Consider the following 17,608-nt stretch of genomic DNA (forward strand, 5'->3'; position numbering starts at 1 on the left):
ATGGGGTATCATACATTTGCCCTCATAGCCACGGGTTTCACCCGTGGTTATTCATGGTTCGATCCCGTTGGGATCATGATATGATGAATGTCAATTCTTTATTACATTTCCCGACACCTTTTGTCTCGTTTTATCAGGCTATACCTCCATTTCCTTGCTGATCTCATCACTAAGGAATAAATTAGTCTAAACACTTTGGGGAGATTTTCTTAATTTCCCTTTCTAATACTTCAGACTATGAACGAAAAAATTCACCACGGCAGGAATATCAAGCGTTTTCGTGAGATGATGGGCATCAAACAGGAATCGCTGGCCTTCGAACTCGGGCCTGACTGGTCCCAGAAGAAAATCAGCCTGCTGGAGCAAAAGGAAGAAGTGGAGGAGGAGCTCTTGCGTCAGGTGGCTGAGATTTTAAAGGTTCCGGCGGAAGCGATTAAGAATTTTTCTGATGAAAATGTGATTAATTTCTTCAACTATTTTAATGATCAAAGTGCCAATAATGGTGCTATCCATGCTTCCAATTGCACCTTTAATGCATTGGATAAGGTTTTTGAGGTAATTGAAGAAAATAAAAAGCTTTATGAACGCCTCTTGGAATCCGAGCGGGAAAAGGTGGAGTTATTGAAAAAGATGATTGAGAAATAGGAACCTCATTGAACCTAATTAATTCAAAAAAGAGCTTTTATATAGAGAGAATTACAAATTCTGAAGGGTAGGAAGGCGTAGTTGAAAGCAACGTCTAGTGGCTTCAACGCTTAGTCTTCGATCAGTGGGGATATAAATAACTGATTTTTTTAAAAAAATTGTGATCTCTAGGTAAAAAATTATATTTACATTAATCAGTTAATTTTTAAACTTTAGTTTACCCATTATGAAAAAGATAAAACTGTCAAGTATTTATTTCCTTGCATCAATTCTATTTGTGTCATGCGTAGGATCTAGGTCACTTCAAGAGACTCCACCACCAAAAATAGCCACATTTGAGAATGACCATGATAAAGAGCGAAATTATGTATTAGCAAATGAATGGATGGTTGAAACTTTTAATAATGCTGAAAGTGTCATTCAATTTACAGACAAGGAATCAGGTACAATTAAGGGAAAATACATTGTAAGACCTGGGTATGTTAGCACTAGTCCTTACGTTGCTTCAAGAGATGCATTGTATTCTATTATTACATTAAGAGTAAAAGAGAAAGGATGTAGAATAGAAGTTGATCCGCCAAATGGCCAGTTTTATTCGCAGAAGAGTATGGGGACTGAACTAGGTTATACTACTGCAATGTTTGAAGAAGATGCGAATAAACTTATTGACGATTTCAAAAGCAGAATGTTAGGAGCATCCACTACTGATTGGTAAAGTTTAACTAATAAAAGTGTTTTCTTTATTTATTTGGAATTCAGTTAGAGAACTTGGAAGGGAAATAGAATGGTAGGACTCCTGCGATTTGGTTAGTACATAATAGTCGTTAGAGTTCTCAAGGATAAGATTGATGGCTCCAGTTCACTAGGCGCCATTGATAATTTTGTAAATTCTAATTTTAAGAGGTTTTATACATGCTGCTCAACGCTTATTTTTTATCGGTGAAGATAATGGGGCAGGCAAACTAGCCTTAGAAAACAATTCAACTACAACCAGACGGGGTGAGCATATTGATCGTTGGTACGATTAGAATTACTATAAGAGTAGGCGAGGTTAGATGAAAATTTTAATATATTGCTTAAAAGCCACGTTATGCCAAACCTCATTGTAGAAGTTTTAGAAAGATTCCCACTTTATCAAAAAGCTGAACTAGATAAAGAAGAATTAATCTTTTTCCCTAGTGGACTTCACGAATTAGGTTTTAATTGTTTTTGTAAGAGATGTGATATTGAAACTACTCATAAGTTGGTTTCTGAACTACGTTTCAGAATTTCGGTAGAAAAACATCCCGAAACAGGATATTTAATGGATTTGATTGATAATGATGGCTTCTTTGAATTTCAAGAATATTTTAAAGCTCCATGTCAAAAGTGTAGGTTTGAATATATTACATTAAGCTTGCGAGTATTTTCTGATAAATCTATTAATAAGCCTGAACATAAAATTTTTGCTTTGAAAACTGGTCAATACCCACCCTTTAACAACAAATTAAACCCTGATGTACTGAAAGTATTATCAAAAGAAGGCCGGAAATTGTATCAAAAAGCTATGAATCTCTATGGCAATGCATATGGAATTGGATGCATGGTTTATTTGCGCAGAATTGTAGAGGAAGAGGTGTTATTAGTTTTGAAAAATGTAATTACTAAAGAACAATCTGAAGTGTTAGAAGAAATTGAAAATCAACATAAGGGAATTGAAAAAAAGAAAGTTTATGAATTTGCAAACTCCTTAATTCCTGAAACAATGGCTTCCCTTGGTAATAATCCTATTTCGAAACTTTGGGATATTTCTTCTACAGCTATTCATTCAATGACCGATGAAGAATCAATGGAAAAATGTTCTGATATGATAGCTTTGTTAAATTTCGTACTGCTTCAACTTCAAGCGGAAAATCAATCATATAAGGAAATTAAGAGAATCTTAAAATAAACTGAATTCTCAAACAATTCATTTATTGATTTTTGACTCAGTATGTAATATTTACTTTGATTCTATCCACTCTCTCCAGAAAAGTTGGCGGGAATGGCTATAAATAGTTTTTGATTATCATATGAAATTCAACAAGAGGTCTGGTGACTTACAGTTTTGGACGCATGATAATCATGCGATCGAACTTCATCGTCCGAGAATCATAGAAAGTCGAATGAAGTATATTCACGATAATCCTGTAAGATCTGGAATTGTAGAAAAGCCGGAAGATTATTTGTATTCGAGCGCCAGGAATCCCGCCACGGCGGGCAAGTTACTCGGGATTGAAAGGTTTGATTGAGGTTGATTATTGGTAACGAATGAAATTGCTATCAAAAAGTTATTTGGGTAGGACAAGGCGTAAAAAACATCCTGTGAATGTTTTTAGCCATGGGGCAGCTTGTAGGGCAGGCAAACTACACCCAGTGCCACGAGCGATCAAACTACGCCGAGAGGGGGAGGTTGATTTTACATTACGATTATTTTAATGATCAAATTCTATTTCCAATTTTTGAGGTGCAAATGAAAAAGGATTGACACTTCCTCTAATCATTATTCGTAGATTGATGGACATATCCATGACTTCTTTTATTCTATTTTCATCTGCCATAGGAATGTTCAATTTAAAATTTTTCGAACTTAACGATTGAATAACAATTTGACCTCTGGAGAAATCTTGTTCGAAAGTCTTTATGTGTTTTCCACTTTCTGGGTTTTTAAAAACTGTAAATACTGTTTCTATTATTATTGGAAAATTGCTTTTATTATGGATTTGATATGGAATTTCAAGTTTATATTCTTCTTGAAATTCACCAGTGAATTGGTCATGACCTTTATACTCATAGTACTTCGCAACTAGAACAAATGCGCCAATATCAAGTCTGTTTGCTCTTTCTAATGCCTGAGATTCTCTCCTGTCCCTACGAAAGTGCATAAGAAATACACCTCCAGATATCAGCAATCCAATAACTGAGATAATGATTGCCAAAAAGTTAATGAATGCAATTGAAGTTTCTGCGTTTTGCACCCCAAGTGATAGTGAGTCTTCCATTCTGAAAATTAGTAATTCAATTTGACAGCTTCAAGTATCTGATATTATTAAAGCAATTTCAAATTTGTCAGAATCTGAAAGCATATTTACAAACTCACTCCTAGATCTAGTTAAAGCACTACGAAAAACCAGTAGAGGCAACAATTGTTTTCACTTCAACAAAATGCTGAAGACTAATAATTATTTTGGTTTTTGGATTTGAGGTTTCTTATTTGCAGTGCCTTTGTTCGAAGGAATTGTTCTATCGTCTAACATACTCATTAACCAATATAAGGCGGCACCAGGAATGAATGTTTTAGGCTTTGGATCCGCTCTGGATTGGAATTCTTTATTTGCATAGTTAATTAATTCATCCTTATTTTCTGCCAATAAGTCATCTAATTGTTTTACAGATACTATTTTCATCTTTTGAAGATAAGGTAATACAGCGTCCGGTACAACAGATGAATCTGAACTAGTTCCTCTTTTGCAAATAACGCTTTCAAATAAATGCTCAATGCTAATTAATGTTTTACTTTCTTTAATAAAGGCTATAATAGCCGATTTGTCAATCTTTATAGTAGAAGAAGGAGTAGTAATTTGTTGTTTAATTAATAACTCATGCTCGGAAATTTCCTTTCTTAGTTTTGAAAATTCAATATCGGCTTGTTCTAAAAGTGCAGCTACTCTGTAAAATGTCCTCTTTGCGGATTCTGGAATTTCACTCTCTCCTTTGTATCCTAGATCGTGTTCAATTTCTGCCCAAGAATGTTGGAGAATACTTCGAATTTGAACCTCGAATTTTAATGTTTTAAATTTCTTGTATTCCGTTAGTGCTAAACGTTCTTTATTTAGTGATGCTACATAATGTAGGCTTCTGTATCCAAATTTATCTGCTTCAACTTGACGTTTATCTACTGAGTTAGGATAGTCAATCTCAAATTCTTTTTTTAATATTTCTGCAACTTTATCTATGTCATCTTCGAAATAAGTGATAATCCTAAGGCCAACTATGTCTGTGATATCCTTTATGGAAGTATACTTATTGCTCTTTCTTAATAGCTTGTTAGATAGACTGTCTTTGTTTTTAACTCTAAAATTAATTTGATGGGGATTAAGCTCCTTTCCTATTAGAGATTTAGTTAGTGTATGAATAACTTCCCCAAACTCTTCCAGCAAGAATTTTTCACTATCATAATCTTTTAAAATTGTGGCTGATTTTTTTTTCATTCTATAATGAGTTTGAGCAATTGAAAGTAGCGGTCTCTAATTACGTGAGCTTAGCTACTTGGCGAGCTGATGATTTTCGTTGAGTTAAAAATATTAATCTTAGGACCAAAATCCATGTTAAAGAAGTTCAAAATTTCTAATTCTAGATAGCTAGTTCGAATCCATCACTAGAATAAATGTTACAAATGATTTTAAATTTTGTAGGACTGATTGTTTGAATATCAACTTTGAATTTTAAATTTGGATTTTTGTTTTCAATATAGTGTCGAGAATAGAAAAATTCTAAAAACCAATATTTAAGCAATTTTTCAATATCTTTATTTGAAAGGTTGTTTAGTCCATAACCCTCTTGTAAAAAATTTGAAAAGGTCGCCGTGTTGGTTCGGAAAATTTCGATATCTACTTTTTCTCTAGCTCGCGTAATTTTAAAGGCAAACATTCCTTTTAAGTATGTTTTGTAGTAATCCGTATTTTTTGTTTTTAGAAAAATGTTTATTTCTTCAAATACTAAGCTCACAGCCGATGATTTTTCTTCACTATTTAATTGCTTTTTAAATTGATTGAATTCCATCCTTTCAAGGATTGGAAGATGCTTTACTAAATTGTGGTTGATGATATAGGGTCTGAATTTTTCTCCAAATGTCGTCCAAGCATTGTATTTTAAAAAAAACAGTTCGCTTTCGGATAATTGACCGCGAATGATTTTTATGTAACTCAATTTTTCTTCAGTGTCTTCAATAGTTGTTTCTATAAGTTCAAATATTCGATAAAGAGTTCTGAAATATTGTCCTAATATTTCTCTCTCAGCTATGTAAAAATTACTATATAAAGCAATTGCTTGTTTTTGATCTTTAAAATAGGAATTTGCCGGGATGAATGTACTCAGAATTATTTGTTTCTTCTTAGCAAAGAACTCTTTACCCTTATATGAGTGATTGTTGATTTCTAAATGAAATGAATTTACGATGTTATTATAAAGTTGAATTAGTGAGAAGTATTTATTTTCGAATTGTTGGGTTTGAAAAACTTTACGACTTGCAATAAATTCTTGCCTTTGTAGTGAAAGAGTTTCATAGAGAAGAACAATTCCAACAATAGTGAAAATGCTACCAACTATTCCTCCAATGAAATCGCCTGTCTGTCCAGCTCTTTCGGAATTGATGGTATAAAAATTTATCCAACCTTCGTATGCAAGTTCTCCTATGAAAAGTATAAATATGATAGCTCCAAGAGCTGTTAAGAATATTGAAAAAGTAATTCTCAAACTTGCAGTGCTTCTTTTTTTATTCAAAATTGTTGGTTTAATAATTTTCGCTCACGTCATTAAATTCGTAATTGCAGCTATTTTTCATGTATCTAATTTGTCCAATGGGCTGGATGATTTGGTTAAATCCTTTGGTCTGTCCAGTTTTTCACAAGGTGTGTTGCAAAGATGTGGCGAAGTGTTTACCGTCACATGTTTGTAGTGCTGCACTATTTTTCAGTTTCCATTATCTCCCAACCAAAATTCCTGTAATCCCTCACTTCTTTCTAAAAACCTAGTCCAAGATACACTTATTCCTATACCAAAAAATATCCCTCAGATTGCTCTAAGGGATATTTTGTTGTTTGAGGTTCTGAATTTTTCAATCTTCAAATCTTTCAATTTTCCAATCAGAATAATATCGAATGCTGAACGTCGAATGATGAATATCGAAGTTTAAGAAGTGTGATTTTCAACCCAAAGGCGTGCATTCACAAAAGCCTCCATCCATGGTGTAAAGTCATCCTTTCTATCAGCAGGATAGTGAGCCCAGTTCCAAGGCTTCAGGCTTCGCTCTATGTGAGGCATAATCGCCAGGTGACGACCGTCTGCGGAAGCGATACCTGCAGTAGCGTGATCGGAACCGTTTGGATTGCCTGGGTAGGCCTCGTAGCTGTACTTCATCGCGAAGTTGTAGTCGCTTGCGGATTGAGGAAGTGCAAACTTGCCTTCTCCGTGTGCTACCCATACGCCTAGTCTCTGTCCGCTAAGTGAGCCTAGCATCACAGATTCGTTTTGCGGGATGGTTACGTTCACGAAAGTAGATTCAAACTTATGGGATGCATTGTGCAGCATCTTCGGTTTGTCGGTATGATCAGGAGTGACCAGGCCAAGTTCTACCATCAGTTGGCAACCGTTACATACGCCCAAACTCAAGGTGTCAGGTCTTGCATAGAAGTTGTCCAGCGCCTGCTTAGCCTTAGGATTGTATAGGAAGGCACCTGCCCAGCCTTTGGCCGATCCCAGTACATCGGAGTTGGAGAATCCACCCACAAAGACGATCATCTGTACGTCTTCCAGGTTTTCACGACCTGCGATCAGATCGGTCATGTGAATGTCTTTCACTTCGAAGCCAGCCAACCAAAGGGAGTAAGCCATCTCACGATCGCCATTCACACCTTTTTCACGGATGATAGCTGCTTTCGCCTTGCCTTTGGTAGTGCGGAAAGGATCTAGTCCAGCAGTTGCGAAACTGCCTTTCCATCCTTCTGCAAACTCAAATGCAAGCGGTTGATTTTTATAATTGTCAAAGCGGTCTTTCGCTAGTTGCTCTCCGCTTTGCTTTCTGTCTAATAAGTAAGAAGATCTGAACCATACATCACGAAGCTCAGCGATATCAAGCGTCAGGTCTTTTCCTGCAAACTCAATGTTTCCAGAATCAGTCACTTTTGCCAGCTCCACATAATCAATGTCAGCTTCCACCAACAAGGTTTCCACTGCATGGTCATCGGCTACCTGAATCAGGATTCCTGGATTCTCGGCAAATAGCGCTTTCACCATGTCAGCCTCATGAAGGCGATTCAGTTTTACTTTCAACCCAATATTTTGCACCGGGAAGCACATTTCCAACAGGGCTGTTACCAATCCACCTGAAGAAATGTCGTGTCCTGCCAGGATCCAAGTCTGATCGATCAGATCCTGAACTGCGGTAAATGCCTTCGCGAAATATCTAGGGTTTTTGACGTCCGGAGTTTCAGTTCCGACTTTATTTAAGGCCTGATAGAAACTGGAACCCGCAAGTTTGAAGTCGTCCTTGGAGAAATCTATGTATAGGATTCTGCTCCCTTTGATAGGTTTCAAGGCAGTTTTCACGGTTTTCTGTACATCAGAGCATTCACCCACGGAGGAGATAATCACTGTTCCCGGGGAGTAAACCGTTTTTCCGTCAGGATATTTCTGAGTCATGGAAAGGGAATCCTTTCCTGTAGGAATGTTCACGCCCAGATCAATGGCAAACTTAGATACGGCTTCAACCGCTCTATACAATCTATCGTTTTCACCTTTGTTTTTGGCTGGCCACATCCAGTTGGCAGAAAGGGAAATCCCCTGCAAGCCGTCCTGAATATGTGCAAAAATCAAGTTGGTCATCGCCTCAGCGATCGCTAATCGGCTACCTGCTTCAGGATCTGCCAAAGCTGCCACTGGCGCATGACCGATGGAAGTTGCGATTCCTTTGTTTCCCGTGAAGTCCAAAGCCATCACAGCCACGTCATTCAGTGGAAGTTGGATCTCACCGACGGTCTGCTGTGTAGCCACACGACCTGTCACGGATCTATCTACTTTATTTGTCAACCAATCCTTACATGCTACCGCTTCCAGCTGGAGTACTTCGCGTACATAGGCTTGGATCAGGTCAGCTTCATAACTTGCTTCCGCAAAAGTTGAGTTGGTCGTATCGTCTTCCAAAATGGTTTTAGGGGAAGAACCGAACATGTAGCTCAGGTTCCAGTCCACTGGCTTCTCTCCAGTTTTGCCATTTTCGAATTTGAAATGCATATCTCCAGTTGTCTCGCCAACTATATAGAATGGCGCACGCTCACGGTCAGAAATCTGATGTAAGGTATCTACATCCTTTTTGCCAATCACCAATCCCATACGTTCTTGGGATTCGTTTCCGATGATTTCCTTAGCGGAAAGGGTAGGGTCACCCACCGGTAATTGGTCGATGTGGATTGTTCCTCCGGCATCTTCCACCAATTCAGAAAGGCAGTTCAAATGTCCACCAGCTCCGTGATCGTGGATGGAAATGATTGGGTTGTCTTCGCTCTCAGCCATGGCGCGAATCACATTGGAAACACGCTTTTGCATTTCAGGATTGGATCGCTGAATTGCATTTAGCTCGATTGCGTTGGAAAGTTCTCCGGTGTTCAGGGAAGAAACAGCCGAACCGCCCATTCCGATTCTATAGTTGTCGCCGCCCATGATCACAATCTGATCACCGGCTTTTGGCGCATCTTTTTTAGTGTACTTGGCATTGGTGAAGCCCACGCCACCAGCCAGCATGATTACCTTATCAAAACCGTGGTGCTTGCCGTCTTCCTCATGCTCGAAAGTCAAAAGAGATCCGGAGATCAGCGGTTGACCGAATTTGTTTCCGAAATCAGAAGCTCCGTTGGAAGCTTTGATCAGAATATCCATAGGCGTTTGGTACAACCAAGGACGCTCAGCAAGCTTGCTTTCCCAAGATCTTCCCTTCTCGGAACGAGGATAAGAAGTCATATAAACTGCCGTTCCTGCCAAAGGAATAGAGGCAGTTCCGCCAGCCATACGATCTCTGATTTCTCCCCCAGCTCCAGTGGCAGCACCGTTAAATGGCTCCACGGTAGTTGGGAAGTTGTGTGTTTCAGCTTTCAGGGAAATCACCGTATCGATGTCACGGGTTTCGAAGAAGTCCGCTTGATGCGCTGTTTTCGGTGCGAATTGCTGTGCTTTTGGTCCGGCTACAAAGGCCACATTGTCCTTGTAGGCAGAAGCGATACGGTTAGGATGCGCTTTGGAAGTTTCTTTGATGAGTTGGAAAAGCGTCTGTGGCTTTTCCACTCCATCTATGATAAACGTACCGTTGAAAATCTTGTGTCGGCAATGCTCCGAGTTCACTTGGGAAAATCCGAAAACCTCAGAATCCGTCAGTGGACGCTCCAATTGCTTGGAAACATTGTCCAGGTAATCCACTTCTACCTGGCTGAGTGCCAAGCCATGCTCTTTATTATATGCAGCGATATCGTGGATTTCTACGATCGCTTCCGGCTGCAGGTGAATATCAAAGATTTCCTGATCTATTCCCTCGTATGCTTTTTGTAGCATAGGGTCGATCTGGTCACCTTCATTCATCGGGAAAAACTCCTCGATACGAATTACGCCTGGAATTCCCATGTTTGCAGTGATTTCCACGGCGTTAGTTGACCATGGAGTAATCATTTCCTTGCGAGGTCCTGAGTATTTTCCGGAAAGTGATGGTGTGTTGATGGCTGTAGCTCCGCCGAAAAGCCAAGTCAGCTTTTCTAGGTCTTCTGGAGCGAAAGGTTGTGGAGATTGTACAGCGTAAACGGTTTTTAGAGGGGATTCAAAGAAGAAAATCATGTCCTTTGGCTGGTAAGATGCAAAGGTACGGAATTGAGAGGTAGATTGAAAAATTTGAAAATTGAAAGATTGAAAAATATACTGATCAGTTTTCAGAGGTCAGTCTCAGTTTTCAGTTCGAGAGGAGAGAGGATTTGTTAGTGCGAAAGCAATCTGTTTTGATTTACGAAATATGAAATACGATTTACGGGATTTCCGAGGAGTTGAGCGAATCTTGAATAGTTAGTCTCGTGCCTATTACCATGCAGTCTTCAGGCTGCGAAGTTTTGAAATTGAAATACGAAGTCAGAAGACTTCATAACAGAAGATCCAAGCCCGTCTGAGATCGGACAGATCTGAAGACTTGAAGCTACCTGTTTCTCCAATCTTATGTCTAAGGTCTTGCTACTTGATACTGGTGTCTTGCTACCAATTCCTCTCCACTGAAAATTTCAAAATCCAGAGAATATGTCCGCTTTCGCGCGCTTTTCTGAATAGTACTTTTATTAATGCCAAATATTGTTCGTTTTTGATACGGCAGAAACTTTCAAGTAGATGAAAGTTTCCGTAGTTTTGCGCCCGGATTACAAGTTGATTAAAGTAAATGAGAGAGAAGATTTTAGAAATAGCAAGTGAGCAATTTAGCCAGTATGGTGTAAGAGCCATTACCATGGAGGATATTGCGCGCTTGGCTGGAATATCCAAGAAAACAATCTACCAAGAATTCAAAGATAAAAAGGAGCTAGTGATGGAGACTTTTTCTTTGGCACTAAAGGAAGATCAAGAATCATTAAACAAGATTTTGGAACAAGAAGATGGGGTGATTGAACATTTAATGTTTACCTCCAGAATGGTTCGTGAGCGCCTTGCTACCTTGAACCCTATGGTGTTGCTCGAAATTCAAAAGTATTTTCCTGAGGTGTGGGAAATGTTTAATGAGTTCAAACAGAATGTTATTGTGACAGATATCGTCAATGTGATAGAGAAAGGCAAGACTCTTGGCTATTTTCGCCCTGAAATAAACGCTAAAGTCTTGGCAAATATGCGCGTTGATCAAATTACGGCTGCTATGAACCCTACCAATTACAATAGAAATGATTATAGCTTATTATCTCTGCATGTGGAGATGCTAGATCATTTTTTACATGGTATCTTTACCGAAAAAGGCAGGCAATCATATTTGCAACATCAGAATTCAGTTTAATACCCTTTCGAAAATCAGCTCATTCACCTAATAAAATAGAGTACAGATCCCTTTTAGAACTATATCATGTTTAAATCAAAGCTTTATTTACTAACGATTCTAGCCTTTAGCATTTTCAAGTTGGATGCAAATGCTCAAGAGGTTCAGCCTTTGGAGACACTGCAGCTCAACCTCAAGGAGACGCTGCAATATGCTTTAGAGAATAATGTAGATGCCAAGAATGCCAAGCTGGAAGTGATGGTGTCTCAGACTACAATTAAGGAGGAGACGGCGGCTGGATTACCCCAGATAAACGGAACTGTAGGGATAAATTATAACCCATTGGTGCAGGTGGTATTCCTGCCAAATGAGCCACCTTTCGGTGATCCTACCAATCCTTCTGATGTAATACCTGCACGATTTGGAGTAAACTATTCAGCAAATGCAGGAGTTAATTTGACTCAAATGATATTTGATGGGTCTTTTTTCGTTGGCTTAAGAGCTGCAAAAACCTACAAAGCATTGACTGAATTTGACAAGGTAAAGGTGGAGAACGATGTCATTGAAAATGTGAAAAAAGCATACTTCGGGGTTTTGGTCAATGCAGAACGAATTAAGCTTTCGCAGGCGAATCTAACTAGAATTGATTCACTTCTGGAAGAAACAAAAGCCCTGAATCAAGCTGGATTCACAGAAAAAGTTGACGTTTCCAGGATTCAGGTTCAACGAAACAATACCTTTTCCCAATTAAAGCGAAGCATCACTGCCTATGATATTTCTAAGCAACTTTTGAAAATCCAGCTTGGGCTTCCGAAAAATTACGACATCGTTATCACTGAAACCTTAGCTGAGCTTAATCCTGAAGAAGACATAGCCGCTCTTCAAACTATGGAAGGAATGCACCGAGTGGAAATGGATCAGTTGGAAACCAACCTAGAATTGGCCCAACTGGATCTTAAGTATAATACATCTCAATACATGCCGACGCTGGATCTCAGTGCTAATTTCAATAGATCAGGTGCAGGAGATTCATTCAATACACTTTTCAAATCGATAAATTGGTTCAGTTCTTCGATGATTGGGGTGTCGATGAACATTCCGATTTTTGACGGATTATCTAAAAGCGCTAGAATTCAGCGTAATAGAATTCAACTGCAGCAGCTAGAAAACCAAAGATTCTATTTGGGACAGAATATTCAATTAGAGATTTATCAAGCAAAGCAAAATCTAGCGAATGATTTGGAAGTATTGGCTGTGCAAAAAGAAAGTATGGCACTAGCTCAAGAAGTCTACGATATTTCCAAAATCAAATATAATGAAGGTGTAGGCTCCAACTTAGAAGTAGTAGAAGCTGATGCGGCATTAATAGAATCAGAAATCAATTACCTCGGTGCTCTTTACGATGGCCTAATTTCCAAAGTTGACTTGGAAAAGGCGCTGGGGATTTTAAAAGAAGGTATCATTGACTAAACCGACCTTCTCTTTCTAGCAAGAGAATCATTCAATCACGACAATATCACTATATCATGAACGCAACATATAAATTTTTACCCTTGATCGCACTTGCTTTGGTTGGCATTTCCTGTGCTTCTGAAGATGGAGTAGAGGCTAAAAAAGCTGAATTGGAAAAGCTTAAAACGGAGTCAAACGAAATTACCAATCAAATTAAGGAGTTGGAAGCGGAGTTAATTCAGCTTGATCCTGAGTTTGCGAAAGCAAATCATAAATCGATTCTGATCACTACAGCTCAGGCTAAGAAGGGAAGATTTGAGCATTACGTAGAAGTTACCGGATCGGTGCTTTCCAAAAAGAACGTAAGCATCAGTGCAGAGACCTCCGGTAGAATTCTGGAAGTACCGGCGATGGAAGGGATGAGAGTGGCGAAAGGCGAAGTCTTGGCAAGAATCGACTCAGAATCCATTCAGAGATCAATCGATGAGTTGGAGAATACCTTAGACCTTGCTACCACGCTGTTTGAAAAGCAAGATCGACTGTGGAAGCAGCAGATCGGAACTGAAGTTCAGTACTTGGAAGCTAAAAACAGGAAAGAAGGACTCGAGAGAAACTTGGCTTCTTTGAAAACTGAATTGTCTAAGTCGGTAATTCGTGCGCCTTTCTCTGGTACTATAGAAACTGTTCAAGTGAGGTTGGGAGAATTGGTTCAGCCTGGTGCTCCGATGTTTCAATTTGTAGGTGAAAGTGATTTATTTATTGAGGCAGATATTTCTGAGTCCTATGTGGGAGTTTTGGCTAAAGGAGACTCAGTGGATGTGAACTTTCCATCGATCAATAAAGATATTCAGACCAAGGTGTCTGCTGTAGGTGCGATCATCAACCCAAATAACAGAACATTCAAAGTGGAGGTTTATCTCCCGAATATGCCGATGGTGAAGCCAAATATGATTTCTGTTTTGAAAATCCAGGATTATGAAAATAATAACGCAGTGACTGTACCAAGTTATTTGATTCTGAGTGACAATAAGGGTGATTACATCTTTGTAGTAGAAGAAGGGATTGCGAAGAAAAAATATGTGGAGCGAGGAAAGACTTTTGATAAGGATACTGAAATCCTAGCAGGTTTAGAAGGCAATGAAGTGCTTGTAGATAAAGGCTTCAGAGAAGTAGGAGATAATTTCAATGTGAATATAGCTCAGTTGTAAAAAGATGTCGGAAAATCAAAAACCAATAAAAACACGAGAGTTTGGGTTATCCAGTTTATCTGTAGATAACTCCACCTCAGTGGTGATCCTTACACTGATCATTTCTTTTCTTGGCTTAAGTGCTTATCGCAATATGCCAAAGGAGAGTTTTCCGGAGATTGTAATACCTACAGTCTATGTGGGCACACCTTATCCTGGGAATTCCCCAGTGGATATGGAAAATCTAATCACCAGACCGATTGAAAAGGAGCTCAAATCTATCAACGACGTAAAGGATATCACTTCCACATCAGTTCAGGACTTTTCCTCTATAGTAGTAGAGTTCAATCCAGGTGTGGAAATCTCTAAGGCGATACAGGATGTAAAGGATGCTGTAGATAAATCAAAGAGCGAATTACCTACAGACTTGGATCAAGATCCAAATGTATTGGAGATCAATACCTCCGATTTCCCGATTATGAATGTGAATATTTCGGGTAATTACTCAGAAGCAGAATTGAAGAAATTTGGGGAATATCTAGAGGATGAGATTGAGAAACTTGCTGAAATATCCAAGGCCGACTTAGCTGGGACTGTAGAGCGTGAGATTCAAATCAACGCCGATCCCTATAAAATGGAATCAGTTGGGGTGAGTTTTGGTGATATTTCCTCTGCGATTCAGTCAGAAAATGTAACGATCTCAGGAGGAAATATTCGTGCTGGAGATTTTCAACGCACCCTACGTGTTGATGGTGAATTTACAGATCCTATGGATTTGTTGGATATTATCGTCAAAACTGATAATCAGAAGATCGTTTACCTACGGGATATAGCAGAGGTAAAAGATACTTATAAAGAGAGAACGACTTATGCCAGAAGCAAGAATCTACCGGTAGTCACGATCAACGTGGTGAAACGTAGTGGAGAGAACTTGTTGAATGCTGCAGATAAAATCAAGGAGATAATAGATGAAACTAAAGCAAATAGGTTTCCTCCGGATCTCGAAATTACTATTACAAACGATCAGTCTAAAGCGACCAGACTTCAAGTTTCTGATTTGGAAAACTCCATCATTTTTGGGGTGATTCTAGTGGTGTTGGTATTGATGTTTTTCCTAGGTTTCAGGAACGCACTTTTTGTAGGTATCGCGATCCCACTTTCCATGTTTATTTCATTCTTGGTGCTGAATGCATTTGGGATTACACTGAACCTCATGGTGCTTTTCTCTTTGATTCTTGCACTGGGTATGCTGGTGGATAATGGTATTGTGGTGGTAGAGAATATCTATCGATTGATGTCCGAAGGAAAGAGCGCTGTGCAAGCAGCAAAAGAAGGTGTGGGAGAAGTAGCCTGGCCGATTATAACCTCTACTGCTACTACGCTGGCTGCATTCCTTCCACTGGCTTTTTGGCAGGATACGGTAGGGGAGTTTATGAAGTTCCTTCCTATTACCTTGATTATCGTATTATCATCTTCCCTTTTTGTAGCGCTGGTTATAAATCCAGTGTTGACCGCGCTATATATGAAAGTTGAGGATGTAACAAAAGATAAGCCGAAGCAAAAATCCATCATTGTAGCAGGGGTTTTATTGGTTTTCTCTACACTGTTTTATCTGATAGGTTGGACAGCTTTCGGTTCTTTGATGCTAATTGGTTCCTTGCTGACTGTCTTCAATGTCTTTCTGCTGAGAAAGGCAATCCGATGGTTTCAGACAGTGTTTTTGGTTAAGTTGGAAAACATGTATGAGTCTATATTGACTTATGCGCTCAATGGTAAAAAGCCCTACGGGTTCTTAGGCGGAACTGTCTTATTGCTAGTTTTATCCCTGATGTTGCTTGTAGTTAGAGCTCCTGAGGTACTCTTTTTTCCAGATAACCAGCCGCAGCTGATCAATGTCTTTGTGGAATTTCCAATCGGAACGGATATAGAAGCCACAAATGATTTTGTGGATGAGATGGAAGACGAACTAATGGTGGCGCTAGCAGATTATGAGGATATTTTGGAGTCTGTTATTTCCCAGGTTGGCGAAGGTACAGGCGATCCAATTGAGGGGCCGAGCAATCAGCCAACTCCGCACAAAGCCAAGATCACCATAGGATTTGTGGATTACATCGACAGACAAGGCGTAAATACGAATGGTGCTATGGAGGTGATTCGTGACTTGGCTGTGAAATATCCGGGTGTTTTGGTGACTGTAGATAAGCAGAGAAATGGACCTCCAGTAGGAAAAGCGATCAATTTGGAGTTTGCTGGAGAAGACTATGATCAGTTGATTGCTTTTGTCAACAAAACAAGAGAATACCTAAACGATCAAAATATTCCGGGTGTTGAAGAATTGAAGTCTGATTTGTCACTTGGCAACCCAGAAGTTATTTTGGATATAGATCGTGAAAAAGCTAGGAGATTTGGGCTTTCCACATCCCAAATAGCAACTGACCTTAGGACTGCGCTTTTTGGTTTGGAAGTTTCCAAATACAAAGAAGGAGAGGATGATTATCCTATTCAGCTGAGGTTAAAAGAAGGTTTTAGATACGATATCAATACCTTGGTCAATAAGAAGATTGGCTTTAGAGATAAGTTTGGTGAGAAACGAGAAGTGCCTATATCAGCTGTAGCTGAAGTGAAATATGGTTCTACCTATGGATCGGTAAAAAGAAAAGATCTAGAGAAAGCCATAACGATTTATTCCAATGTGCTCGATGGCTACAATGCCACTGTGGTGAATTCACAGATTCAAGCAGCTCTTCAAAACCACGAAGTGCCTGATGGAATTTCAGTAAAGTACACTGGTGAGCAGGAAGAGCAGCAGAAATCAATGGAGTTCTTGATGGGCGCCTTGGGAATTGCAGTTTCCTTGATTTTCTTAATCATAGTGGCGCAGTTTAATTCCGTTACCACTCCATTTATTATCATGGCGTCGGTTGTTTTGAGTACCATTGGGGTGTTTTTGGGCCTAGTGATTTTCAATATGGATTTCGTTGTGATCATGACAGGTATCGGGATTATTTCCTTGGCCGGTGTTGTAGTAAACAATGCGATCGTGTTGATTGACTACACCAACTTGGTGCGTGAGCGAAAAAGAGACGAGCTTGGTATGGGGCCAAAAGAGCATTTGCCTTTCCCACTGATGATAGCAAGTATTGTGGAATCTGGTAAAACCAGACTACGTCCAGTGTTGTTGACTGCGATCACAACGGTATTAGGATTGATTCCTTTAGCGATTGGTATGAACATTAATTTCGGGACTTTGCTTAGCTCATTTGATCCACAGTTTTATGTGGGAGGGGATAACGCAGCTTTCTGGGGGCCGATGGCTTGGACGGTAATATTTGGGTTAACCTTTGCGACCTTCCTTACGTTAGTCATCGTACCAGTCATGTATTTGTTGGCAGATAAACTCAACATGAGAATCAGCAAACTTAAATCTTGATTGGATTAAGGTTGGTGGTTTTTTTTGTTAAAACCTCCGGGGCTATGTCTCGGAGGTTTTTTATGTTTTGAGGGATATATTTTTTCCCTTTCAAGCATGGAATTTGTAAGTTCGCCATCC

Annotated in this window: 12 protein-coding genes; 8 read left to right on the forward strand and 4 right to left on the reverse strand. The window is 39.2% G+C overall.

Translation table 11 applies throughout. The annotated features are described in order from the left end of the window. Positions 1–237 precede the first annotated feature (237 nt). The 4 genes from QOL76_RS15675 (at position 238) to QOL76_RS15690 (ending at position 2,915) form a co-directional block, all read left to right on the forward strand. Positions 238–645: an XRE family transcriptional regulator gene (locus QOL76_RS15675; protein WP_283413917.1), complete on the forward strand. Its 408-nt coding sequence runs from the start codon at positions 238–240 to the stop codon at positions 643–645. A 226-nt stretch (positions 646–871) separates the two neighbouring features. Continuing rightward, a complete protein-coding gene (locus QOL76_RS15680) occupies positions 872–1,360 on the forward strand; it encodes a DUF4468 domain-containing protein (protein ID WP_283413918.1) in 489 nt (162 codons plus the stop codon). Between the two features lie 375 nt (positions 1,361–1,735). Further along, positions 1,736–2,575, forward strand: coding sequence for a hypothetical protein (locus QOL76_RS15685; RefSeq protein WP_283413919.1), 840 nt, complete (start codon positions 1,736–1,738; stop codon positions 2,573–2,575). A 121-nt stretch (positions 2,576–2,696) separates the two neighbouring features. After that, a complete protein-coding gene (locus QOL76_RS15690; RefSeq protein WP_283413920.1) occupies positions 2,697–2,915 on the forward strand; it encodes a hypothetical protein in 219 nt (72 codons plus the stop codon). Positions 2,916–3,098: 183 nt separating this feature from the next. On the opposite strand, the gene QOL76_RS15695 is transcribed toward QOL76_RS15690, so the two are convergent. The 4 genes from QOL76_RS15695 to purL form a co-directional block, all read right to left on the reverse strand. Further along, positions 3,099–3,665 (reverse strand): hypothetical protein, encoded by a 567-nt coding sequence (locus QOL76_RS15695; protein WP_283413921.1) that lies wholly within the window; start codon positions 3,663–3,665, stop codon positions 3,099–3,101. Positions 3,666–3,845: 180 nt separating this feature from the next. After that, positions 3,846–4,874 carry a GTP pyrophosphokinase gene (locus QOL76_RS15700; RefSeq protein ID WP_283413922.1) on the reverse strand — a complete coding sequence of 343 codons (1,029 nt, stop codon included), beginning with the start codon at positions 4,872–4,874 and terminating at the stop codon, positions 3,846–3,848. Positions 4,875–5,016: 142 nt separating this feature from the next. Then, positions 5,017–6,165, reverse strand: coding sequence for a putative phage abortive infection protein (locus tag QOL76_RS15705; RefSeq protein WP_283413923.1), 1,149 nt, complete (start codon positions 6,163–6,165; stop codon positions 5,017–5,019). Between the two features lie 408 nt (positions 6,166–6,573). Continuing rightward, on the reverse strand, positions 6,574–10,257 hold the full coding sequence (gene purL, locus QOL76_RS15710) for a phosphoribosylformylglycinamidine synthase (protein ID WP_283413924.1): 3,684 nt from the start codon (positions 10,255–10,257) through the stop codon (positions 6,574–6,576). 583 nt (positions 10,258–10,840) lie between these two features. Between purL and QOL76_RS15715 the strand changes: the two genes are divergently transcribed. From QOL76_RS15715 to QOL76_RS15730, 4 genes are all read left to right on the forward strand, one after another. Continuing rightward, positions 10,841–11,440 (forward strand): TetR/AcrR family transcriptional regulator, encoded by a 600-nt coding sequence (locus QOL76_RS15715; RefSeq protein WP_283413925.1) that lies wholly within the window; start codon positions 10,841–10,843, stop codon positions 11,438–11,440. A gap of 66 nt (positions 11,441–11,506) precedes the next feature. Beyond that, entirely contained in the window at positions 11,507–12,889 is a 1,383-nt protein-coding gene (locus QOL76_RS15720; protein ID WP_283413926.1) for a TolC family protein, read from the forward strand. 56 nt (positions 12,890–12,945) lie between these two features. Next, complete coding sequence (locus QOL76_RS15725; RefSeq protein WP_283413927.1) at positions 12,946–14,079, forward strand: efflux RND transporter periplasmic adaptor subunit; 1,134 nt, start codon at positions 12,946–12,948, stop codon at positions 14,077–14,079. A 4-nt stretch (positions 14,080–14,083) separates the two neighbouring features. Further along, complete coding sequence (locus tag QOL76_RS15730; RefSeq protein WP_283413928.1) at positions 14,084–17,488, forward strand: efflux RND transporter permease subunit; 3,405 nt, start codon at positions 14,084–14,086, stop codon at positions 17,486–17,488. The last annotated feature ends 120 nt before the right edge of the window (positions 17,489–17,608 follow it).

The sequence above is a fragment of the Algoriphagus winogradskyi genome, from assembly GCF_900182815.1.
Taxonomy (GTDB): Bacteria; Bacteroidota; Bacteroidia; order Cytophagales; family Cyclobacteriaceae; genus Algoriphagus; species Algoriphagus winogradskyi.

Coding starts and splice junctions, on each gene's coding strand:
- QOL76_RS15685 (WP_283413919.1), top strand. CDS start 1,736: ATGCCAAACCTCATTGTAGAAGTTTTAGAAAGATTCCCACTTTATCAA.
- QOL76_RS15695 (WP_283413921.1), bottom strand. CDS start 3,665: ATGGAAGACTCACTATCACTTGGGGTGCAAAACGCAGAAACTTCAATT.
- QOL76_RS15680 (WP_283413918.1), top strand. CDS start 872: ATGAAAAAGATAAAACTGTCAAGTATTTATTTCCTTGCATCAATTCTA.
- purL (WP_283413924.1), bottom strand. CDS start 10,257: ATGATTTTCTTCTTTGAATCCCCTCTAAAAACCGTTTACGCTGTACAA.
- QOL76_RS15675 (WP_283413917.1), top strand. CDS start 238: ATGAACGAAAAAATTCACCACGGCAGGAATATCAAGCGTTTTCGTGAG.
- QOL76_RS15715 (WP_283413925.1), top strand. CDS start 10,841: ATGAGAGAGAAGATTTTAGAAATAGCAAGTGAGCAATTTAGCCAGTAT.
- QOL76_RS15720 (WP_283413926.1), top strand. CDS start 11,507: ATGTTTAAATCAAAGCTTTATTTACTAACGATTCTAGCCTTTAGCATT.
- QOL76_RS15690 (WP_283413920.1), top strand. CDS start 2,697: ATGAAATTCAACAAGAGGTCTGGTGACTTACAGTTTTGGACGCATGAT.
- QOL76_RS15730 (WP_283413928.1), top strand. CDS start 14,084: ATGTCGGAAAATCAAAAACCAATAAAAACACGAGAGTTTGGGTTATCC.
- QOL76_RS15700 (WP_283413922.1), bottom strand. CDS start 4,874: ATGAAAAAAAAATCAGCCACAATTTTAAAAGATTATGATAGTGAAAAA.
- QOL76_RS15725 (WP_283413927.1), top strand. CDS start 12,946: ATGAACGCAACATATAAATTTTTACCCTTGATCGCACTTGCTTTGGTT.